The 14,905-nt window shown below is 62.9% G+C and carries 17 protein-coding genes; 8 read left to right on the top strand and 9 right to left on the bottom strand.

Annotated features, from left to right (window positions below):
- Nucleotides 1-178 precede the first annotated feature (178 nt).
- From nadA to rpoS, 5 genes are all read left to right on the top strand, one after another.
- The gene (gene nadA, locus NKT35_RS12725) at nucleotides 179-1,096 is read left to right on the top strand and encodes a quinolinate synthase NadA (RefSeq protein WP_254293479.1); all 918 of its coding nucleotides are present in this window, start codon (nucleotides 179-181) and stop codon (nucleotides 1,094-1,096) included.
- Nucleotides 1,097-1,212: 116 nt separating this feature from the next.
- Nucleotides 1,213-1,956, top strand: coding sequence for a 5'/3'-nucleotidase SurE (gene surE, locus NKT35_RS12720; RefSeq protein ID WP_254293476.1), 744 nt, complete (start codon nucleotides 1,213-1,215; stop codon nucleotides 1,954-1,956).
- Nucleotides 1,941-2,609: a protein-L-isoaspartate(D-aspartate) O-methyltransferase gene (locus tag NKT35_RS12715; RefSeq protein WP_254293474.1), complete on the top strand. Its 669-nt coding sequence runs from the start codon at nucleotides 1,941-1,943 to the stop codon at nucleotides 2,607-2,609. Before surE ends, NKT35_RS12715 begins: the two co-directional genes overlap by 16 nt.
- Before the next feature lie 74 nt (nucleotides 2,610-2,683).
- Nucleotides 2,684-3,775, top strand: a complete 1,092-nt coding sequence (locus NKT35_RS12710) for a peptidoglycan DD-metalloendopeptidase family protein (protein ID WP_254293472.1) — start codon at nucleotides 2,684-2,686, stop codon at nucleotides 3,773-3,775.
- Nucleotides 3,776-3,826: 51 nt separating this feature from the next.
- Nucleotides 3,827-4,780 carry an RNA polymerase sigma factor RpoS gene (rpoS, locus tag NKT35_RS12705; protein ID WP_254293470.1) on the top strand — a complete coding sequence of 318 codons (954 nt, stop codon included), beginning with the start codon at nucleotides 3,827-3,829 and terminating at the stop codon, nucleotides 4,778-4,780.
- A gap of 46 nt (nucleotides 4,781-4,826) precedes the next feature.
- On the opposite strand, the gene NKT35_RS12700 is transcribed toward rpoS, so the two are convergent.
- The 3 genes from NKT35_RS12700 to NKT35_RS12690 are packed head-to-tail and all read right to left on the bottom strand — an operon-like array spanning nucleotide 4,827 to nucleotide 8,579.
- Nucleotides 4,827-6,743 carry a transglutaminase TgpA family protein gene (locus NKT35_RS12700; protein ID WP_254293467.1) on the bottom strand — a complete coding sequence of 639 codons (1,917 nt, stop codon included), beginning with the start codon at nucleotides 6,741-6,743 and terminating at the stop codon, nucleotides 4,827-4,829.
- Complete coding sequence (locus NKT35_RS12695) at nucleotides 6,740-7,690, bottom strand: DUF58 domain-containing protein (RefSeq protein WP_254293465.1); 951 nt, start codon at nucleotides 7,688-7,690, stop codon at nucleotides 6,740-6,742. Before NKT35_RS12695 ends, NKT35_RS12700 begins: the two co-directional genes overlap by 4 nt.
- The gene (locus tag NKT35_RS12690) at nucleotides 7,674-8,579 is read right to left on the bottom strand and encodes an AAA family ATPase (RefSeq protein ID WP_254293463.1); all 906 of its coding nucleotides are present in this window, start codon (nucleotides 8,577-8,579) and stop codon (nucleotides 7,674-7,676) included. Before NKT35_RS12690 ends, NKT35_RS12695 begins: the two co-directional genes overlap by 17 nt.
- 73 nt (nucleotides 8,580-8,652) lie before the next feature.
- Between NKT35_RS12690 and NKT35_RS12685 the strand changes: the two genes are divergently transcribed.
- Together NKT35_RS12685 and lepB are read left to right on the top strand one after the other, a co-directional pair.
- Nucleotides 8,653-9,612, top strand: a complete 960-nt coding sequence (locus tag NKT35_RS12685; protein WP_254293461.1) for a histone deacetylase family protein — start codon at nucleotides 8,653-8,655, stop codon at nucleotides 9,610-9,612.
- 24 nt (nucleotides 9,613-9,636) lie between these two features.
- Nucleotides 9,637-10,305: a signal peptidase I gene (lepB, locus tag NKT35_RS12680; RefSeq protein WP_254293458.1), complete on the top strand. Its 669-nt coding sequence runs from the start codon at nucleotides 9,637-9,639 to the stop codon at nucleotides 10,303-10,305.
- A gap of 68 nt (nucleotides 10,306-10,373) precedes the next feature.
- Here the strand turns inward: lepB and plsY are convergent, their stop codons facing one another.
- Entirely contained in the window at nucleotides 10,374-10,994 is a 621-nt protein-coding gene (plsY, locus tag NKT35_RS12675) for a glycerol-3-phosphate 1-O-acyltransferase PlsY (RefSeq protein WP_254293456.1), read from the bottom strand.
- Nucleotides 10,995-11,078: 84 nt separating this feature from the next.
- Between plsY and folB the strand changes: the two genes are divergently transcribed.
- Nucleotides 11,079-11,438, top strand: coding sequence for a dihydroneopterin aldolase (gene folB / locus NKT35_RS12670; protein ID WP_254293454.1), 360 nt, complete (start codon nucleotides 11,079-11,081; stop codon nucleotides 11,436-11,438).
- 12 nt (nucleotides 11,439-11,450) lie between these two features.
- Here the strand turns inward: folB and NKT35_RS12665 are convergent, their stop codons facing one another.
- From NKT35_RS12665 to erpA, 5 genes are all read right to left on the bottom strand, one after another.
- Nucleotides 11,451-11,732, bottom strand: coding sequence for a hypothetical protein (locus tag NKT35_RS12665; protein ID WP_254293452.1), 282 nt, complete (start codon nucleotides 11,730-11,732; stop codon nucleotides 11,451-11,453).
- 68 nt (nucleotides 11,733-11,800) lie between these two features.
- Nucleotides 11,801-12,181: a group II truncated hemoglobin gene (locus NKT35_RS12660; RefSeq protein ID WP_254301385.1), complete on the bottom strand. Its 381-nt coding sequence runs from the start codon at nucleotides 12,179-12,181 to the stop codon at nucleotides 11,801-11,803.
- Nucleotides 12,182-12,251: 70 nt separating this feature from the next.
- Nucleotides 12,252-13,508: a D-amino acid dehydrogenase gene (locus NKT35_RS12655; protein ID WP_254301384.1), complete on the bottom strand. Its 1,257-nt coding sequence runs from the start codon at nucleotides 13,506-13,508 to the stop codon at nucleotides 12,252-12,254.
- A 104-nt stretch (nucleotides 13,509-13,612) separates the two neighbouring features.
- The gene (locus tag NKT35_RS12650; RefSeq protein ID WP_254293450.1) at nucleotides 13,613-14,470 is read right to left on the bottom strand and encodes a CheR family methyltransferase; all 858 of its coding nucleotides are present in this window, start codon (nucleotides 14,468-14,470) and stop codon (nucleotides 13,613-13,615) included.
- 64 nt (nucleotides 14,471-14,534) lie between these two features.
- Nucleotides 14,535-14,867: an iron-sulfur cluster insertion protein ErpA gene (gene erpA / locus NKT35_RS12645; RefSeq protein WP_369816066.1), complete on the bottom strand. Its 333-nt coding sequence runs from the start codon at nucleotides 14,865-14,867 to the stop codon at nucleotides 14,535-14,537.
- Nucleotides 14,868-14,905: the final 38 nt, after the last annotated feature.

Here is a 14,905-nt window from a genome sequence, read left to right as displayed (position 1 = left end):
AGCGACATGTGCATTTTGCGCTGCACCAGACCAAGAAATCCCGCTCGCGCCTCGCTGGCCAGTAGCGCAGTCTTTACAATATTGCTAACCTTTACTATTTCGCAACAAACGTTTATTGCGCCGCACCATGCAAGCCGCCGAGCGCAACGCGCCCGAATCAGGCAGGAGCAAACTGATCATGACGAAACGCGTCGTCACCCTCGCCCATTACTATACCCAGCCTGAAATCCAGCAGATGGCGGACAAAGTGGGCGATAGCCTGGAATTGTCGCTGTACGCCAAGGAGGCCCAGGCGGACATCATCGTGTTCGCCGGCGTCCGCTTCATGGCGGAAACCGCCAAGATCCTCAATCCGGAGGCCACGGTCATCCTGCCTGACGCCGGCTCCACCTGCTCGCTGGTCACCCAGACCAACGTCGCCGAGCTGATTCAGTGGCGCAAGCGCTACTCGGACCATGTGCACGTGTCCTACATCAACTCCAGCGCCGAGCACAAAGCCGTGTCCGACTGGATCGTCACCAGCCGCAATGTGGACGACATCATCGCCCACCTGTACGCCGAAGGTAAGAAGGTGATCTTCTCGCCCGACCGCAATATGGGCGGCTATCTGAACGATCAATACGGCTACGACATGCCGCTGTGGTCGGCCGTGTGCGAAGTGCACGACAAGTTCAATGAGGCGGCGCTGGAAGAAGCCTTCGCCGCCGTCCAGGGCGGGAAATACCTGATCGCCCACCCGGAAAGCCCGTTGCCGGTATTGAAGAAGGCCGATTACGTCGGCTCCACCTCCGGCATGCTCAATTGGGTGAAGGCCTACCAGGGCGATCCCAAGGCGGTGATCTTCGTCGCCACCGAAGACGGCATCCTGTACAACATGGGGCTGGCCCGTCCGGATCTCGACCTGCGCCAGGCGCCGATCTACGCCGGCTGCCAATGCAACTCCTGTCCGTACATGAAGATGAACACCATCGAGGCGGTCAAACGCGCCCAGCAAGGCCAGGGCCTGGAGATCGACTATCTGACCCCGGAGCAGATGGACGCGGCCCGCGTGCCGATCGAGCGCATGCTGGAGTTCAGCAAACGCTACTACGCCTGACGATAGGCCGAAAACCCGCCCCCCGCGGGTTTTTTTACGGCCTATGAAACTATTGCCCTATTCGCTGTCACGCTGGCGGCGCTACAATCACCCGGCTATCGAGGGAAAGACCTTACATGAAGTTTCTGTTGAGCAATGACGACGGATATTCGGCGCCGGGCCTGGCCATGCTGGCGCAAACGCTGGCGCGCTACGGCGATGTGGTGGTGGTGGCGCCCGAACAGGACCGCAGCGGCGCCAGCAACTCGCTGACGCTGGACCGTCCGCTGACCGCGCGCCAAGCGGCCAACGGCTTTTACTACGTCAACGGCACGCCCACCGACTGCGTGCACCTGGCGGTGACCGGCCTATTGGATTTCAAGCCGGACATGATCTTCACCGGCATCAACCACGGTCCCAATATGGGCGACGACACCTTGTATTCCGGCACCGTGGCGGCGGCGACCGAGGGCTTCATGCTGGGCATACCGTCCATCGCCGTTTCTCTGGCGGGCCACAGCGGCCGGCATTTCGCCAGCGCCGGCAAAGTGGTGGAGCAATTGGTGGAGCGCTGCCAAGCGGAACCGTTTGCGCAAGCCGTGCTGCTGAACGTCAATGTGCCGGACGCCCCGCCGGAAACGCTGGGCGACATCCGCGTCACCCGCCTGGGGCGGCGGCATGCGGCCCAGCCGGTCATCCAATCCAAGAATCCGCGCGGCGAGACGATATACTGGGTAGGGCCGGTCGGCGCGGTGCAGGATGCCGGGCCTGACACCGACTTCGGCTGCGTCGCGGCGGGACAGGTTTCCGTCACTCCGCTGATGCTGGACTTGACCGCCTACGGGCAATTGGACAGGATTTCCACATGGCTGCGCCGCTGACCCCTCAGGACCAGGCCTACGGCATGCTTTCCGAGCGCACGCGCCGGCGCATGACCGAGCGCTTGCGCCAACACGGCGTCAGCGATGAAAGAGTGCTGACCGCCATGTTCGAGGTGCCGCGCCACTTGTTCGTCGACCAGGCGCTGGCCACGCGCGCCTATGACGATGTGTCGCTGCCCATAGGCCATGGCCAGACCATCTCGCAGCCGCTGACCGTGGCGCGGATGACCGAGTTGCTGATTCAGGGCCGCCAGCCCGGCAAGATCCTGGAAATCGGCACCGGCTGCGGTTATCAAACCGCCGTGCTGCTCAAAACCGGCGCGGAGGTCTACTCGATGGAACGCTTGGGCGCCATTTTGGACCAAGCAAGGAAGAATTTGCGCGCCGCCAAGCTGGTGCATGCCCGCTTGGTGCATGGCGACGGTTATCTCGGCCTGCCGGAAGCCGCGCCTTTCGACGGCATACTGATCGCCGCCGCGGCGCGTGCCGTGCCAGCCGCTCTGGTAGAGCAGCTGGCCGAAGGCGGCAAGCTGGTGCTGCCGCTGGGCGAGTCCGAGCAACATTTATGGTTGATCGAGAAAACCGCGCAAGGTATTCAGAAGAGCAGGCTGGACCCCGTTAAGTTTGTGCCCTTATTGAATGGCCGCGGTTAAAACTGCGAAAACGCAACAGTTCACCTGTCTAACAATCAAGCAAAACACCGACTTCACAGTTTCGACAAAAAAACATGCTAAAAATGCATTGCAGCTATGCGTATATATTAGCCGCCTCGCTGGGCGTGAGCCTGGCCGGTTGCAGCTCCATGGTTCAACAAGCCGCTCCGGTGGAAAGCGCCGCGGCGAGCCGTCCGGCTCAGCCCGCGCCGGCGCCTCAAGCGGCAGCGGCCCAGCCCAGCGGCGCCACCGTGGCTACGCCCTATCAAAGCCATGGCAACCTGCAGGCCAAGCCCCTGGGCGATAGCCAGCCGTCGCCAGGCGAACAGACTTATGTGGTGAAACCCGGCGACAACCTGTTCCGGATTTCGCTGAACCACGGCTTGAAGTACAAGGATGTAGCGGCCTGGAACAATCTGCCCGACACCGGCATCAAGGTCGGACAGGTGCTGCGGCTCACGCCGCCGGGTTCGGACTCGACGCCGGCGGCGACGGAAACCGCCCCGGCAGCCAAACCTGCCCAGGCAGCGGCGGCAAGCGGCGCGCCGGCCAATACCGGCGGCGCGGCGACGGTCAAGACGTACCCCAAGGCGCTGAAACTGCCTTACGGCAGCGACGCGGCGAAAGACCTGGCGGCTCAGAGCGAGGGACGCCAGAACCATAACAACGCTCAAACGCAGTCGCCGGCGGCGGAAACGGTTGCTCCCGCTCCGGCCAAGAAGCAAGAAGCCAGCGCAGCTCAGCCGGCGGCCCCAAGCAGCAAGCCGGCCGCCAGCGAGCCGGCCAAGCAGGAGGAAGATGCGGTAGCCTGGAACTGGCCGACGGAAGGCAAGGTCATCAAGGGCTACTCGGACAGCAACAAAGGCATTGAAATCAGCGGGCGCATGGGCCAGCCGGTGCTCGCGGCGGGAGAGGGCAAGGTGGTGTACAGCGGCGCCGGGCTTCGCGGCTACGGCAAGCTGATCATCATCAAGCACAACAAGACCTTCCTGTCGGCTTACGCTCATAACAGCCAATTGCTGGTAAAAGAGGGACAGACTGTCAAGAAAGGGCAGAAGATTGCCGAAATGGGCAATACCGATGCCGACCAAGTCAAGCTGCACTTCGAGATCCGCCGTTTCGGCAAACCGGTGGATCCGATGCAATATCTTGAACACAAGTCCTAGCGGGTAGGCGTTCTCGCCCCCGCCGGACCAGACAGCGACGGGGGTAGAGAGATGAGCAACGAAATCGACATCCTGGACGAGAATGAAATGCTCGAAGAGGAGGCTGGCGAGGAAACCGCCAGCGAGGCCGAAACCGATGAAAGCGTGGAAAGCGGCTCGACGCAACCCGAGGAAGTTGTCGCCGACGTCACCCAGATCTACCTGAACGACATCGGCAACAATGCCTTGCTGACGCCTCAGGAAGAGCTGGCCCTGGCGCGCAGAGTGGTGGCGGGAGAGTTTGAAGCTCGTCAGAAAATGATCGAGCACAATCTGCGCCTGGTGGTGAACATCGCCAAGCACTACATCAACCGCGGCCTGGCCCTGCTGGATCTGATCGAAGAAGGCAATATCGGCCTGATGCACGCGCTGGAAAAGTTCGACCCGGAGCGCGGCTTCCGCTTCTCCACCTACGCCACCTGGTGGATACGCCAGAGCATAGAGCGGGCGATCATGAACCAGTCGCGCACCATCCGCCTGCCGGTGCACGTGATCAAGGAGCTGAACGTCTATCTGCGCGCCTCGCGCCACCTGGAAAGCCAGATCGGCCGCGAGCCCAGCGTGGAAGAGATCGCCCACCTGGTCGGCAAGCCGGTGGAGGATGTGCGCAAGGTGCTGAACCTGAACGAGCGCATGGCCTCGCTGGATGCGCCGCTGGACATCGATCCTATGCTGTCGATAGGCGAATCCATCCCCGACGAGCAGCACGAAGAGCCTGAGCTGCAACTGCACAACAGCCAGCTGGAAATGTTCGTGCACGACTGGCTGAGCCAGCTGAACGAAAAACAGCGGCTGGTGATCGAGCGCCGCTACGGCCTCAATGGCTATGAGATCTGCACGCTGGAAGAATTGGCCGCCTCGCTGAGCCTCACCCGCGAGCGGGTGCGCCAAATCCAGATCGAAGGGTTGGAACAGCTGCGCCGCATCTTGCGCCGCAAAGGCATCTCCCGCGATTTCTTGCTGTAAGACGTTTTGACGAGAGGGTCCGGTTACCCCTAACGCCGGGCCCTTTCTATTTCCAGCGCCTGGCCCGCCGCATCCAATCCCTGGCCTTGCCTGGGTTTGCCTCCGCGCAGCGGTAGCGCAGTTCGATATATTCCCTGATCAACGCCTGCAGGCGGCGGTAGTCATCCTTAGGCAAGCCGCGCGCCGCTTTCAACACCTCCACCGGCCCCATCGACGGCGACGCGATCACGCCGCGCTTTTGCAATGTGTTTCGCAAGGCCCGCCAGCCTTGAGTCAAGGGCTCGACTCTCGTCCGCCCGCGCCACCAGAACAATATGGGCAGCGAGGATAACAGCAGTCCGGCCAATAAACCGCGCAATACGCTGCCGCCATCCACCCTGTCCCCTAGTTTCAAGCGGCGAAACAACCCCTTCTGCCGGTCCGCGTCATAGCCGACCACCCATTGCTGCCAGGCGAAATTGGCCGCCTGCCAGCGATTGCGCAAACCGCGCAGCCAAACCGGCGGCAAGGCCATGCCGGCCACGCCCTCGGCGCGCAGCGCCGGCAAAGCCTGATCCGCGCCCTGCTCCACCCGGTCCGGCGACACCGCCGCCGTGGGGTCCACCCGCAGCCAGCGGCCATCCAGCCATATCTCGGCCCAGGCATGCGCGTCGGACGAGCGCACCAGCCAAAACTGCCCCAGCGGGTTGAACTCGCCGCCCTGATATCCGGCCACCACCCGCGCCGGCAATCCCCCGGCGCGCGCCAGGAATACAAAGGCGGAAGCATAGTGTTCGCAAAAACCCTGCCGGGTGGAAAACAGGAATTGATCGATCTGCTGATCGCCGAGCACGGGCGGCTGCAAGGTGTAGCGGAAACCGCCCAGCCGCAGAAACTGCAGGATTTCCGCCACCAGCCGCGCCCCGCCTCCCGATCGCATCGCCAGTTGCCTGGCCAATTCGCGGCTGCGCGGATTGCCGGGCGGCAAGCGCAAATAAAACGCCTCCTCCCGCCCCAACTGGACCAGGTAATGCCCGCCCACCAGGCTGATCGGCTGATAGCGGCTCAGCTCATCATGCTTGCGGTCTTGCCTGAGCAAAGCTCCAGCCTCCAGATGCGTGTCGGCGGCCGCGACGGACGGTACATCCAGAACCGGCACCCTCCCTTTGTCGGCCCGCAAAGTCAGGCTGTAGCGCAGCGGCCGCCCCCCTGCCATCGTCGCCTTCTCGGCCCAGTGTCCGCCTACGCTCAGCCAGCGGCGGCCATCGAAGTCATCCAGCAGCAGCACACGCCAATACAGCTGGTCCTGACGCGGCGCTTCGCCGGCAAACACCACGCTGAAAGCGGGGTCCCGGTTCAAAATCATCCTGCCTATGCTGCCCGGCTCCATATCGTCGCCCAGGCCGCTGCTCGCGACATTGTCTTTCCCGGGCATGCTCCACAGCGGCTCAGGCAACCGGGGCATGAACACAAACAATATCAGCATCAGCGGCAGAGACAGCGCCAAGGCCTGCAGCGCGTTGCGCAAGCTGCCCCGGGGCGGCGATCCGGCCAGCACTGCGGCGGCCCAGGTCAGCAGCAGCACGCAAACCGCCAGCCACACGGCCATCAACGGCGATTGATCGAACAACAGGGGCATGGCCGCCAGGAAAAAGCCCAAGGCCAGCAGCACGCGCCAATCGCGCAAGGAGGCGGTTTCAAACCCTTTGAACGCGATCAGCAACACCAGCAGCGCCACGCCGCCCTCCCGCCCCACCAGCACGCCCAGGCTGAGCCACAATCCGACGCCGCCAAGCAGCAGCGCCGGCAGCAACAGCTTGCGTCCCGGCATGGCCGCGTGCTGGAACGCCAGCCAAGCTCTCGCCGCGAATGCCAACAACGCCAGCGCGGGTAGCCAAGGCGGCAGATGCCAGAACAAGGGCAGCACCGTCCAGCTCAAAGCCAGCAGTATCGGCCAGCCGCGGCTTTCCGGCGCCAGGCTCATCGCCGCTCGCCAAACAAGGCCAGTGCCGCCAGCGCCTGCTCACGCTGCCCCGGCGTCGGACCGATCTCGACATCCGGCAGACTCAAGCGATAACGGCACCCGCGCCGCTCGCACATCTCCACGCGCCAGGCCAGATGCGACAAGCGGCGCTCCAGGTCGCACTCGGGTCCATAATCGCGCCAGCTGATTCTGAGCTCCCGCGCGCCGCTCTCGCCGACAAAACGCTTGCTCGTCAACAGGTCGCGCCGCGCCAGCACTTTCCAGGCGATCTGTCGCGGCGCGTCGCCATGGCGATAGACGTCCAGATGGGAGTAATCATCCCCTTCCGGCGACGCAGGCCCCCCCGCGCCCTCCTCTCCGGAGGAAACGCCGCGCTCCGCATCCGGCAACAAGGCGGGATAGACCAGCGTGCGGCAGCTCAAGCGCAGCACCGCCCAGGCGCGGATCAAGCCGAACGGCGCCTCGCTCTCCAGCACGCAGGCCGGCAGCGGCAGCCAGCCGCGGCTCGAGGAAGGCCAGGCCAACTCCAGCCGAATGTCTCCATGGGCGGGGATCAGCCGGCTTTGCCGCGCCAAGGGATCCGGCAAGGCATGCCATTGCAGCAGACGGGGCAAAGAAGAAGGATTCTCCACTCGCAAGCCGAACCGGCACTCGTCGCCGGCGAAAACCGCCGCGCCGGCCTCCGCCTCCACCGTCAAGCCCGAGAGTTGGCGATAAGCCATCAATACGGCCACCAGCAGCAATCCGGCAATCCAGAACGCCAGTGCGTAGGCGAGGCTGACCTGGTAATTGAGCGCCCCCACCCAGACGGCGCAGGCCACGCCCGTCAACAACAGGCCAAAGCGGGTAGGCAACAGATATATCCGCCGCTGCGACAACTCGCAGCGCGCCTCCTGCGGCAAGCGCGACAGCAGCCAGCCCTCCAGCCGCTTACGGAACCGGAACATTGGCCAGCAGCCTTTCCAGCGCGGACGCGACATCCGAACCATCCGCGGATTGCAGCCTGTGCGCCGCCACCGGCAGGAAAATCGCCTTCACATCCTCCGGCAACAGATGATCGCGCCCGCTCAGCATGGCCCAGCCACGGGCGGCGGCGATCAGCGCCTGGCCCGCGCGCGGACTGAGTCCGGCGACAAATCGCCCCGGCGAGCGGGTGGCCTCCAGCAGAAGCAGCACATACTCGGCCAAGGCCGGGCTGACGATCACCGCCGTGGCCCTGCCTTGCAGCTCCAGCATGGCTCCCGCTTGCATGGCAGGCTTCAGCCGCTCCAGCAAGCTGCGCCTGTCCTCGCCCATCAACAGCGCGCGCTCGGCCTCGCGCGGCGGATAACCGAGCGAGATCCGCATCAGGAAGCGATCCAGCTGCGATTCCGGCAGCGGAAAGGTGCCCATCTGCTCGGTCGGGTTCTGGGTGGCGATGACGAAAAACGGCGAAGGCAGCGCGTGCGACTCGCCGTCTATCGACACCTGCCGCTCCTCCATGGCCTCCAGCAAGGCCGATTGCACCTTGGGCGAGGCGCGATTGATCTCATCGGCCAGCAGCACCTGGGTGAACACCGGCCCCTTGTGCAGCTCGAAGCGGCCGCTGTCGCGCTGATAGATGCTGACGCCGACGATGTCGGCCGGCAACAGATCGCTGGTGAACTGCACTCGGCGATACTCCAGCCCCATCACCGCGGCCAGGCCATGCGCCAGCGTGGTTTTGCCCACGCCCGGCAGATCGTCGATCAATAAATGCCCGCGAGCGATCAGGCAGGCGAAAGCCAGCCGAATCGCCTGCGGTTTGCCTAGTATCAGCGTGTTCAACTGCCGGTAAGCCAGAGCGACGGATTGCATTTCACCTCGCATGCGCGCAGTATTTATCAAAATCACATAAGCACTATCCCATTGTAAGCATCAGGGAGCGTTCGTGTTCACTTGGCTGAAAAACCGGCTGCAGCGCAACGGGCTGACCGCCTACGTCACTCACACCGAGTGTCTGCATCACAATATGGGGGTGGGGCACCCGGAGTGCCCCGAACGGCTGACCGCCATCCGCGACCAACTGATGGCCTCGCAAATCTTCGACAGCCTGCAGCAGGTGGAGGCGCCGGAAGTCAGCTATGAGCAGCTGGCGCGCGTGCACCCGCCGCGCTACGTCGAATATCTGGAATCCTGCTCGCCCAGCGTCGGCACCTTCCGGGTAGACCCGGACACCGCCATGTCGCCCGGCACGCTCAAGGCCGCCCGGCGCGCCGCCGGCGCGGTGGTGAAGGCGGTGGAGATGGTGGCGGAAGACAAGGCGCCCAACGCCTTCTGCGCCATCCGTCCGCCCGGCCACCACGCCGAAAGCGACAAGGCCATGGGCTTTTGCTTCTTCAACAACGTCGCCATCGGCGTCACCCACGCGCTGGCGCATTACCGCTTCGAGCGGGTAGCGGTGATCGATTTCGACGTCCACCACGGCAACGGCACCGAGGAAATCCTGCACGACGACCCGCGGGTGATGATGGTGTCCATCTTCCAGCACCCCTTCTACCCCTACCGCGGCGACGAGCCCATGGGGCCGAACATGCACAATGTGCCGATGAAGGCCGGCAGCGGCGGACGCGAATTCCGCGAGGTGGTGGAAAACATCTGGCTGCCGCAGCTGCACGAATTCCAGCCGCAGATTCTGTTCATCTCGGCCGGTTTCGACGCCCACCGCGAGGAAGACATGGGCTCGCTGGGCCTGACCGAGTCCGACTACGAATGGGTGACCCGCCATCTGATGCAGATCGCCGATCAATACTGCGCCGGCCGCGTGGTGTCGGTGCTGGAGGGCGGCTATGATTTATCGGCGCTGGGCCGCAGCGTGGCCGCGCATATCCGTGTGCTTTCCGATGGCTGAGCGCCACCTCGTTAAAGGACGAAGATGAAGAACTGGCTGCAAAACAACCGCGGTTTCCTGATCTTTCTGCTGGTATTCGGTCTATTTCGCACCGCGGTGGCGGACTGGAACCCAATTCCATCCGGCTCGATGCGCCCTACCTTGCTGGAAGGCGACGTGGTGCTGGTGAACCGGCTGGCCTACGATCTGAAGCTACCGCTGACCAATGTCATCCTGCATCGCACCGGCGAGCCGCAACGCGGCGACATCGTCACCTTCTACTCGCCGCAAGACGGCAAGCACCTGATCAAGCGGCTAGTGGCAGTACCGGGCGACACCGTGGAAATGCGCAAGGAGGAGCTGGTCATCAATGGCCGCGCCGCGCATTACCAGCCTCTGCAGCAGCTCAATGAAACCGTGGCGGACAACGTGACGCTGCCGGCGCTGCGGCTGCAAGAAAGCGGCGTGCTGCCGCCGCACCGCGTGCAATGGCTGGATGGCGTCAAGGCCCGCAGCAGCTTCGGCCCGCTCAAGGTGCCGGCCGGGCAATACATGATGCTGGGAGACAATCGCGACAACAGCGCCGACTCCCGCTACATCGGCATGGTGCCGCGCGAACTGCTGATAGGCCGCGCGGTCGGCGTCATCGCCTCCGCCGACATCACCGCCGACTGGATGCCCCGCTGGGAACGCTTCGCCAGCGACTTCCACTGAGCCTCGCCAGCCAAACAAAAAGCCGTTCTTCAACAAGAACGGCTTTTTCGTTTTGCGGACCATACGCGTCAGCTGGCGTCGCTTTTGCCGCCTATTTTGTCTTCCTGTCCGCTCATCAGTTTGATCAAATTGGACTTGTGGCGATGCACCACCACGAAGGCGATGACGACGCAGGTGCCGAAGAACACGCTATGCGGCCCGAGGATGAAAAAGGCGTATACCGGCACCAGCAAGCAGGCGATGATGGCGGACAGCGACGATATCTTCAGCACAAAGGCCACAAACAGCCAGGTAGCCAAAGCCGCCAGCGCCAGCCAGACATTGATGCCGAACAGAATGCCGACGGCGGTGGCCACGCCCTTGCCGCCCTTGAAGCCGAAAAACACCGGCCACATATGGCCAAACAGCACAGCTAGCGCGCACAGCGCGATGCCCTGCTCGCCCAGGCCGAAGCGCGGCCCAAGCCAGGATGCCAAGGCCACAGCGACCCAGCCTTTGACGCCATCGCCAAGCAAGGTCAAGGCAGCAGCCAGCTTCTTGCCGGTGCGCAGCACATTGGTGGCGCCGGGATTGCCCGAACCGTAGCTGCGCGGGTCGTCCATACCCATCGCCTTACTGACGATCACGGCGAAAGACAGCGAGCCGATCAGATAGGCCGCCAGAACGAAGGCGAATGCAGTCGTGGTCATGGTGATGCGGTATCCGTTTAGATTAGAATAGGAGGCTTCGGATTTTACGGTATCGGGCGGCAAACCCCAACCTCCAGACACAAGATGGACATCATATTCCTGCGCGAAGTGCGCGCCGACACCGTAATCGGTGTCTACGACTGGGAACGCAAGGCAGCCCAGACCATAGAAATCGACCTGGAAATCGGCATCCCCAGCGACACGCCCTGCCATAGCGACAATATCGGCGACACCATCCATTACGGCGTGGTGGTGGAAAGGCTGCGCCAATCGCTGGCCGAACAGCACTTTTTGCTGATCGAGGCGCTGGCGGAGCATATCGCCAAAATGGTGAGGGAAGAGTTCGGCGCGCCCTGGGTCAGGGTGGCCGTCACCAAGCTGGGGATTCTGCCTGGCGTAAAAAGGGTAGGCGTGCAGATCGAGCGAGGACATCGCCCGCACTGACAGACGTGGCGCTTAATCGGTATTGAACTTCAGTTTCAGTCCCACGTCCTTGTTGTGCATCTTGACCGAAAGATGGGTGTGCTTGCCCAGATCCAGCGCCGGGGCCAGCCGCAATGCATGGCTTTCCGGGTCTTGCTCCAGTCGGAATGGCCCCAAGTCTATGCCTTGCGGGGTCAAGTCCTGCCGCTTGACTTCCGCATCCCTGGGGGAGGCGCACATGATGGCTCTGGGCATGCACGCCGCCACCGCGCAGCCCGCGCTCAATAGCGCCCATATCAACAGACCCAGCTTCATGTCCGTCCCCTGTCCTGATACTTTCATCATGGACCAGTGCGGGACGGCGTCAAGCCGGTCTATGGCGGCTAGCGGTTGCGCATGAAATCCGCAGTATTGTAAAAGGCCTCCAGCAGCTTCTCCTTCAGCCACTCCTCCACAAGCAGTTCGCTCACCGCCTGCCGCATGCACAACATCCACTGGTCGCGCGCCGTTTCATCAACCGCGAACGGCATGTGGCGCATGCGCAAACGCGGATGGCCGAAAGCCTCCATATACAGCGACGGCCCGCCCAGCCAGCCGGACAGGAACATGAATAGCTTCTGCCGCGATCCGGACAAGTCCGCCGGATGCATATCGCGCAGCGCCTTCACCGCCGGTTCGCTATCCATGATGTCGTAAAACCGGTCCGTCAACCAACGCACCACGCCTTCTCCGCCCATCAACTGATAGGGCGTCATTTCCTGCACTTCGCTCAATTCTCTGCTCCAAACGCCGGCCATTCCGGCCAGCCTGTATTTGCGTGATCCGCTCGACGGCTCAAGCGCCGTAGAACGCGAAATCCAATTGCGGCCGCCTGCCGCTGATCAACTCCGCCAGCGCCTTGCCCGAACCCGCCCCCTCGGTCCAGCCCAAGGTGCCGTGCCCGGTGTTCAGGTACAAGCGTCCGATTCCGCTGTTGCCGATCAAGGGCACATTGCCCGGCGTAGCCGGCCGCAAACCGCTCCAAAAGCGGGCAGCCTCCCAATCGCAAGCATCGGGAAACAAAGCCTGTCCCCGCCGGATCAAAGCCTGGCAGCGGACCTGGTTCAGGCTGGAGGAATAGCCGGACAGCTCCGCCGTTCCGGCAATGCGCAGTTCATCTCCCAGCCGGCTGAATACCACCTTGTGCGCTTCGTCGGTAATGCTGACCATGGGCGCGGCCGCAATGCTTTTCACCGGAACCGTCGCCGAATAACCCTTGGCGGGGTAGATAGGCAAGCGCAGGCCCAGCGGCCCTGTCAGCAATGGAGAATGGCTGCCCAGCGCCAGGACATACGCGTCGGCGGTCACGCGCTGATAACTGCCGTCCTCGGCGGTGACCGACACGCCAGACACCGCGCCATCAGCCATTTCCAAAGCATTGATGCGGGTATTGAAGCGGAACTCGACTCCCAGACCCGCGGCGGACTCCGACAGGCTGCGGGTAAACAAGTGCACATCGCCAGATTCGTCGTCCGGACACCAACTGGCGCCGCAGAGGTGCGGCAGCGCGGGCCCCAGCGCGGGCTCCAGCTCCAGCACCTGCCCCGGCGTCAGCATCCGCTTGTCGACGCCCTGCCCGCGCATGGCGGCGGCGGCGCGCTCGGCATGCCGCAACTGGCAGACATCGTAATGAAGGGTCAAAATGCCGCGCGCGAGGCGGCGATAGGTGATGCCTGTTTCTTCGCGCAATTGCCGCATGGCGTCGCGGCTATACATGCCCAGCGCCACCATTTGCTTCATATTGCGGCGCTCGCGCCCCGGCAGGCATTCCTGCAGAAAATCCGCCATCCAGCGCCATTGCGCCGGGTCCAGCCGCGGCCGGAACAGCAGCGGCGCGTCGGCGCGAAACAGCCAGCGCAGCACCTGCCACGGCGCCCGCGGATTCGCCCACGGCTCTGACTGGCTGACCGATAACTGGCCGCCATTGGCGAAGCTGGTCTCCCTCGCCGCGCCGCTGGCGCGCTCCAGCACCACCACCTCATGCCCCATTCTGGCCAGGAACCAAGCGGTGGATACGCCCACCACGCCGGCTCCGAGTACTGCCACTCGCATCATGCCTCCATCAGACAAGACAACGGGCAAGACGCGCTTGCCCGTTTCAGCCGTGATGTTAATGACAAATCGCGCCGCGCGCGACTGTTTTGTCAGACAAATGGCTACTTCTTGGCGTGTTCGTACACGGTTTTGCCGCGCAAATGGAAATAATCGGAAGCGAAATAGAAATTTTCGGAATGGCCGACAAACAGCAAGCCATCCGGCTTGAGCAAGGGCGCGAAGCGCTTGAGCACGCCGAACTGGGTATCGCGATCGAAATAAATCATCACATTGCGGCAGAAGATGGCGTCAAACTGCTTGCGCACCGACCAGTTGCCCTCCACCAGATTCAGACGCTGGAAAGTGATCATATTGCGCAGCGCCGGCTTGGCCTGGTAGCTGCCGTCCGGCAGCTTGTCGAAATACTTGACCGCATGGCCCGCCGGCAGACGCGCGATCTTGTCCGCCGGATAAATGCCCTTGCGGCCGGTTTCCAGCACGCTGGTATCCAGATCGGTGGCCAGCACCGTGATATTGGGCCGCGACATGCCGGGGAAGGACTCCAGCGCGGTGATGGCCAGCGAATACGGTTCCTCGCCGGTGGACGAAGCCGCGCACCAGATGGACAGCTCGCCGCCCGCCGCAGCCTTTTTCTTCAGATGCTCGGCCAGGATGGGAAAGTGGTGCTCTTCGCGGAAGAAGAAGGTCAGGTTGGTAGTCAGCGCGTTGACGAATTGCTCGAACTCGCGCTTGCCGCCTATCGACTCCAGGAAATCGACATAGGCGGCGAAACCCGGCAGCTTGAGCTCGCGGATGCGGCGCACCAGCCGGCCGTACACCATGTCCTTCTTGGACGGATTCAGGGAAATCCCCGCCTCCTTGTAAATCAACTTGCGAATGCGTTCGAAGTCGGCGTCAGTGAAAGCGAATTCGCGATTGAATTCTATCTTCGGCAATACCACTGGCGGCAGTTTGTTCATGTCGTGATTTCCAGCAAAAAGGCCCGGGCAAGTGCCCGGGCCTGGTTCTTACCTTCGCTCAGTATCACACCGAGAACGAAGAACCACAACCGCAAGTAGTGGTGGCGTTCGGATTGCGGATCACGAACTGGGAGCCTTCCAGGCTTTCCTGATAGTCGATCTCGGCGCCGACCAGGTATTGGTAGCTCATCGGATCGACCAGGAAGGTCACGCCTTGGCGCTCGATGGCGGTGTCGTCTTCATTGGCGATTTCATCGAAAGTGAAACCGTACTGGAAACCGGAACAACCGCCGCCGGTAACGAACACGCGCAGCTTCAGATCGGGATTACCCTCTTCCGCGATCAGATCCTGCACCTTGGCACAAGCGCTGTCGGTGAAGTTGATCGGGCATGGCATTTCGGTAGCAGCTTCAGTCATGTGTAACCTCGTATTTC

Origin of the sequence: Chromobacterium sp. IIBBL 290-4, from assembly GCF_024207115.1 — a bacterium.
GTDB lineage: Bacteria > Pseudomonadota > Gammaproteobacteria > Burkholderiales > Chromobacteriaceae > Chromobacterium.
Note: the sequence above shows the minus strand (reverse complement) of the source record. Positions and strands in the feature narration are given on the sequence as shown.

Excerpts from the sequence above, each read along its gene's own strand:
- NKT35_RS12650 (WP_254293450.1), bottom strand. The coding sequence starts at position 14,470 with ATGAACAAACTGCCGCCAGTGGTATTGCCGAAGATAGAATTCAATCGC.
- folB (WP_254293454.1), top strand. The coding sequence starts at position 11,079 with ATGGACATCATATTCCTGCGCGAAGTGCGCGCCGACACCGTAATCGGT.
- plsY (WP_254293456.1), bottom strand. The coding sequence starts at position 10,994 with ATGACCACGACTGCATTCGCCTTCGTTCTGGCGGCCTATCTGATCGGC.
- NKT35_RS12710 (WP_254293472.1), top strand. The coding sequence starts at position 2,684 with ATGCTAAAAATGCATTGCAGCTATGCGTATATATTAGCCGCCTCGCTG.
- NKT35_RS12690 (WP_254293463.1), bottom strand. The coding sequence starts at position 8,579 with ATGCAATCCGTCGCTCTGGCTTACCGGCAGTTGAACACGCTGATACTA.
- erpA (WP_369816066.1), bottom strand. The coding sequence starts at position 14,867 with ATGCCATGCCCGATCAACTTCACCGACAGCGCTTGTGCCAAGGTGCAG.
- nadA (WP_254293479.1), top strand. The coding sequence starts at position 179 with ATGACGAAACGCGTCGTCACCCTCGCCCATTACTATACCCAGCCTGAA.
- NKT35_RS12695 (WP_254293465.1), bottom strand. The coding sequence starts at position 7,690 with ATGTTCCGGTTCCGTAAGCGGCTGGAGGGCTGGCTGCTGTCGCGCTTG.
- rpoS (WP_254293470.1), top strand. The coding sequence starts at position 3,827 with ATGAGCAACGAAATCGACATCCTGGACGAGAATGAAATGCTCGAAGAG.
- NKT35_RS12665 (WP_254293452.1), bottom strand. The coding sequence starts at position 11,732 with ATGAAGCTGGGTCTGTTGATATGGGCGCTATTGAGCGCGGGCTGCGCG.
- NKT35_RS12700 (WP_254293467.1), bottom strand. The coding sequence starts at position 6,743 with ATGAGCCTGGCGCCGGAAAGCCGCGGCTGGCCGATACTGCTGGCTTTG.
- surE (WP_254293476.1), top strand. The coding sequence starts at position 1,213 with ATGAAGTTTCTGTTGAGCAATGACGACGGATATTCGGCGCCGGGCCTG.
- NKT35_RS12715 (WP_254293474.1), top strand. The coding sequence starts at position 1,941 with ATGGCTGCGCCGCTGACCCCTCAGGACCAGGCCTACGGCATGCTTTCC.
- NKT35_RS12655 (WP_254301384.1), bottom strand. The coding sequence starts at position 13,508 with ATGCGAGTGGCAGTACTCGGAGCCGGCGTGGTGGGCGTATCCACCGCT.
- lepB (WP_254293458.1), top strand. The coding sequence starts at position 9,637 with ATGAAGAACTGGCTGCAAAACAACCGCGGTTTCCTGATCTTTCTGCTG.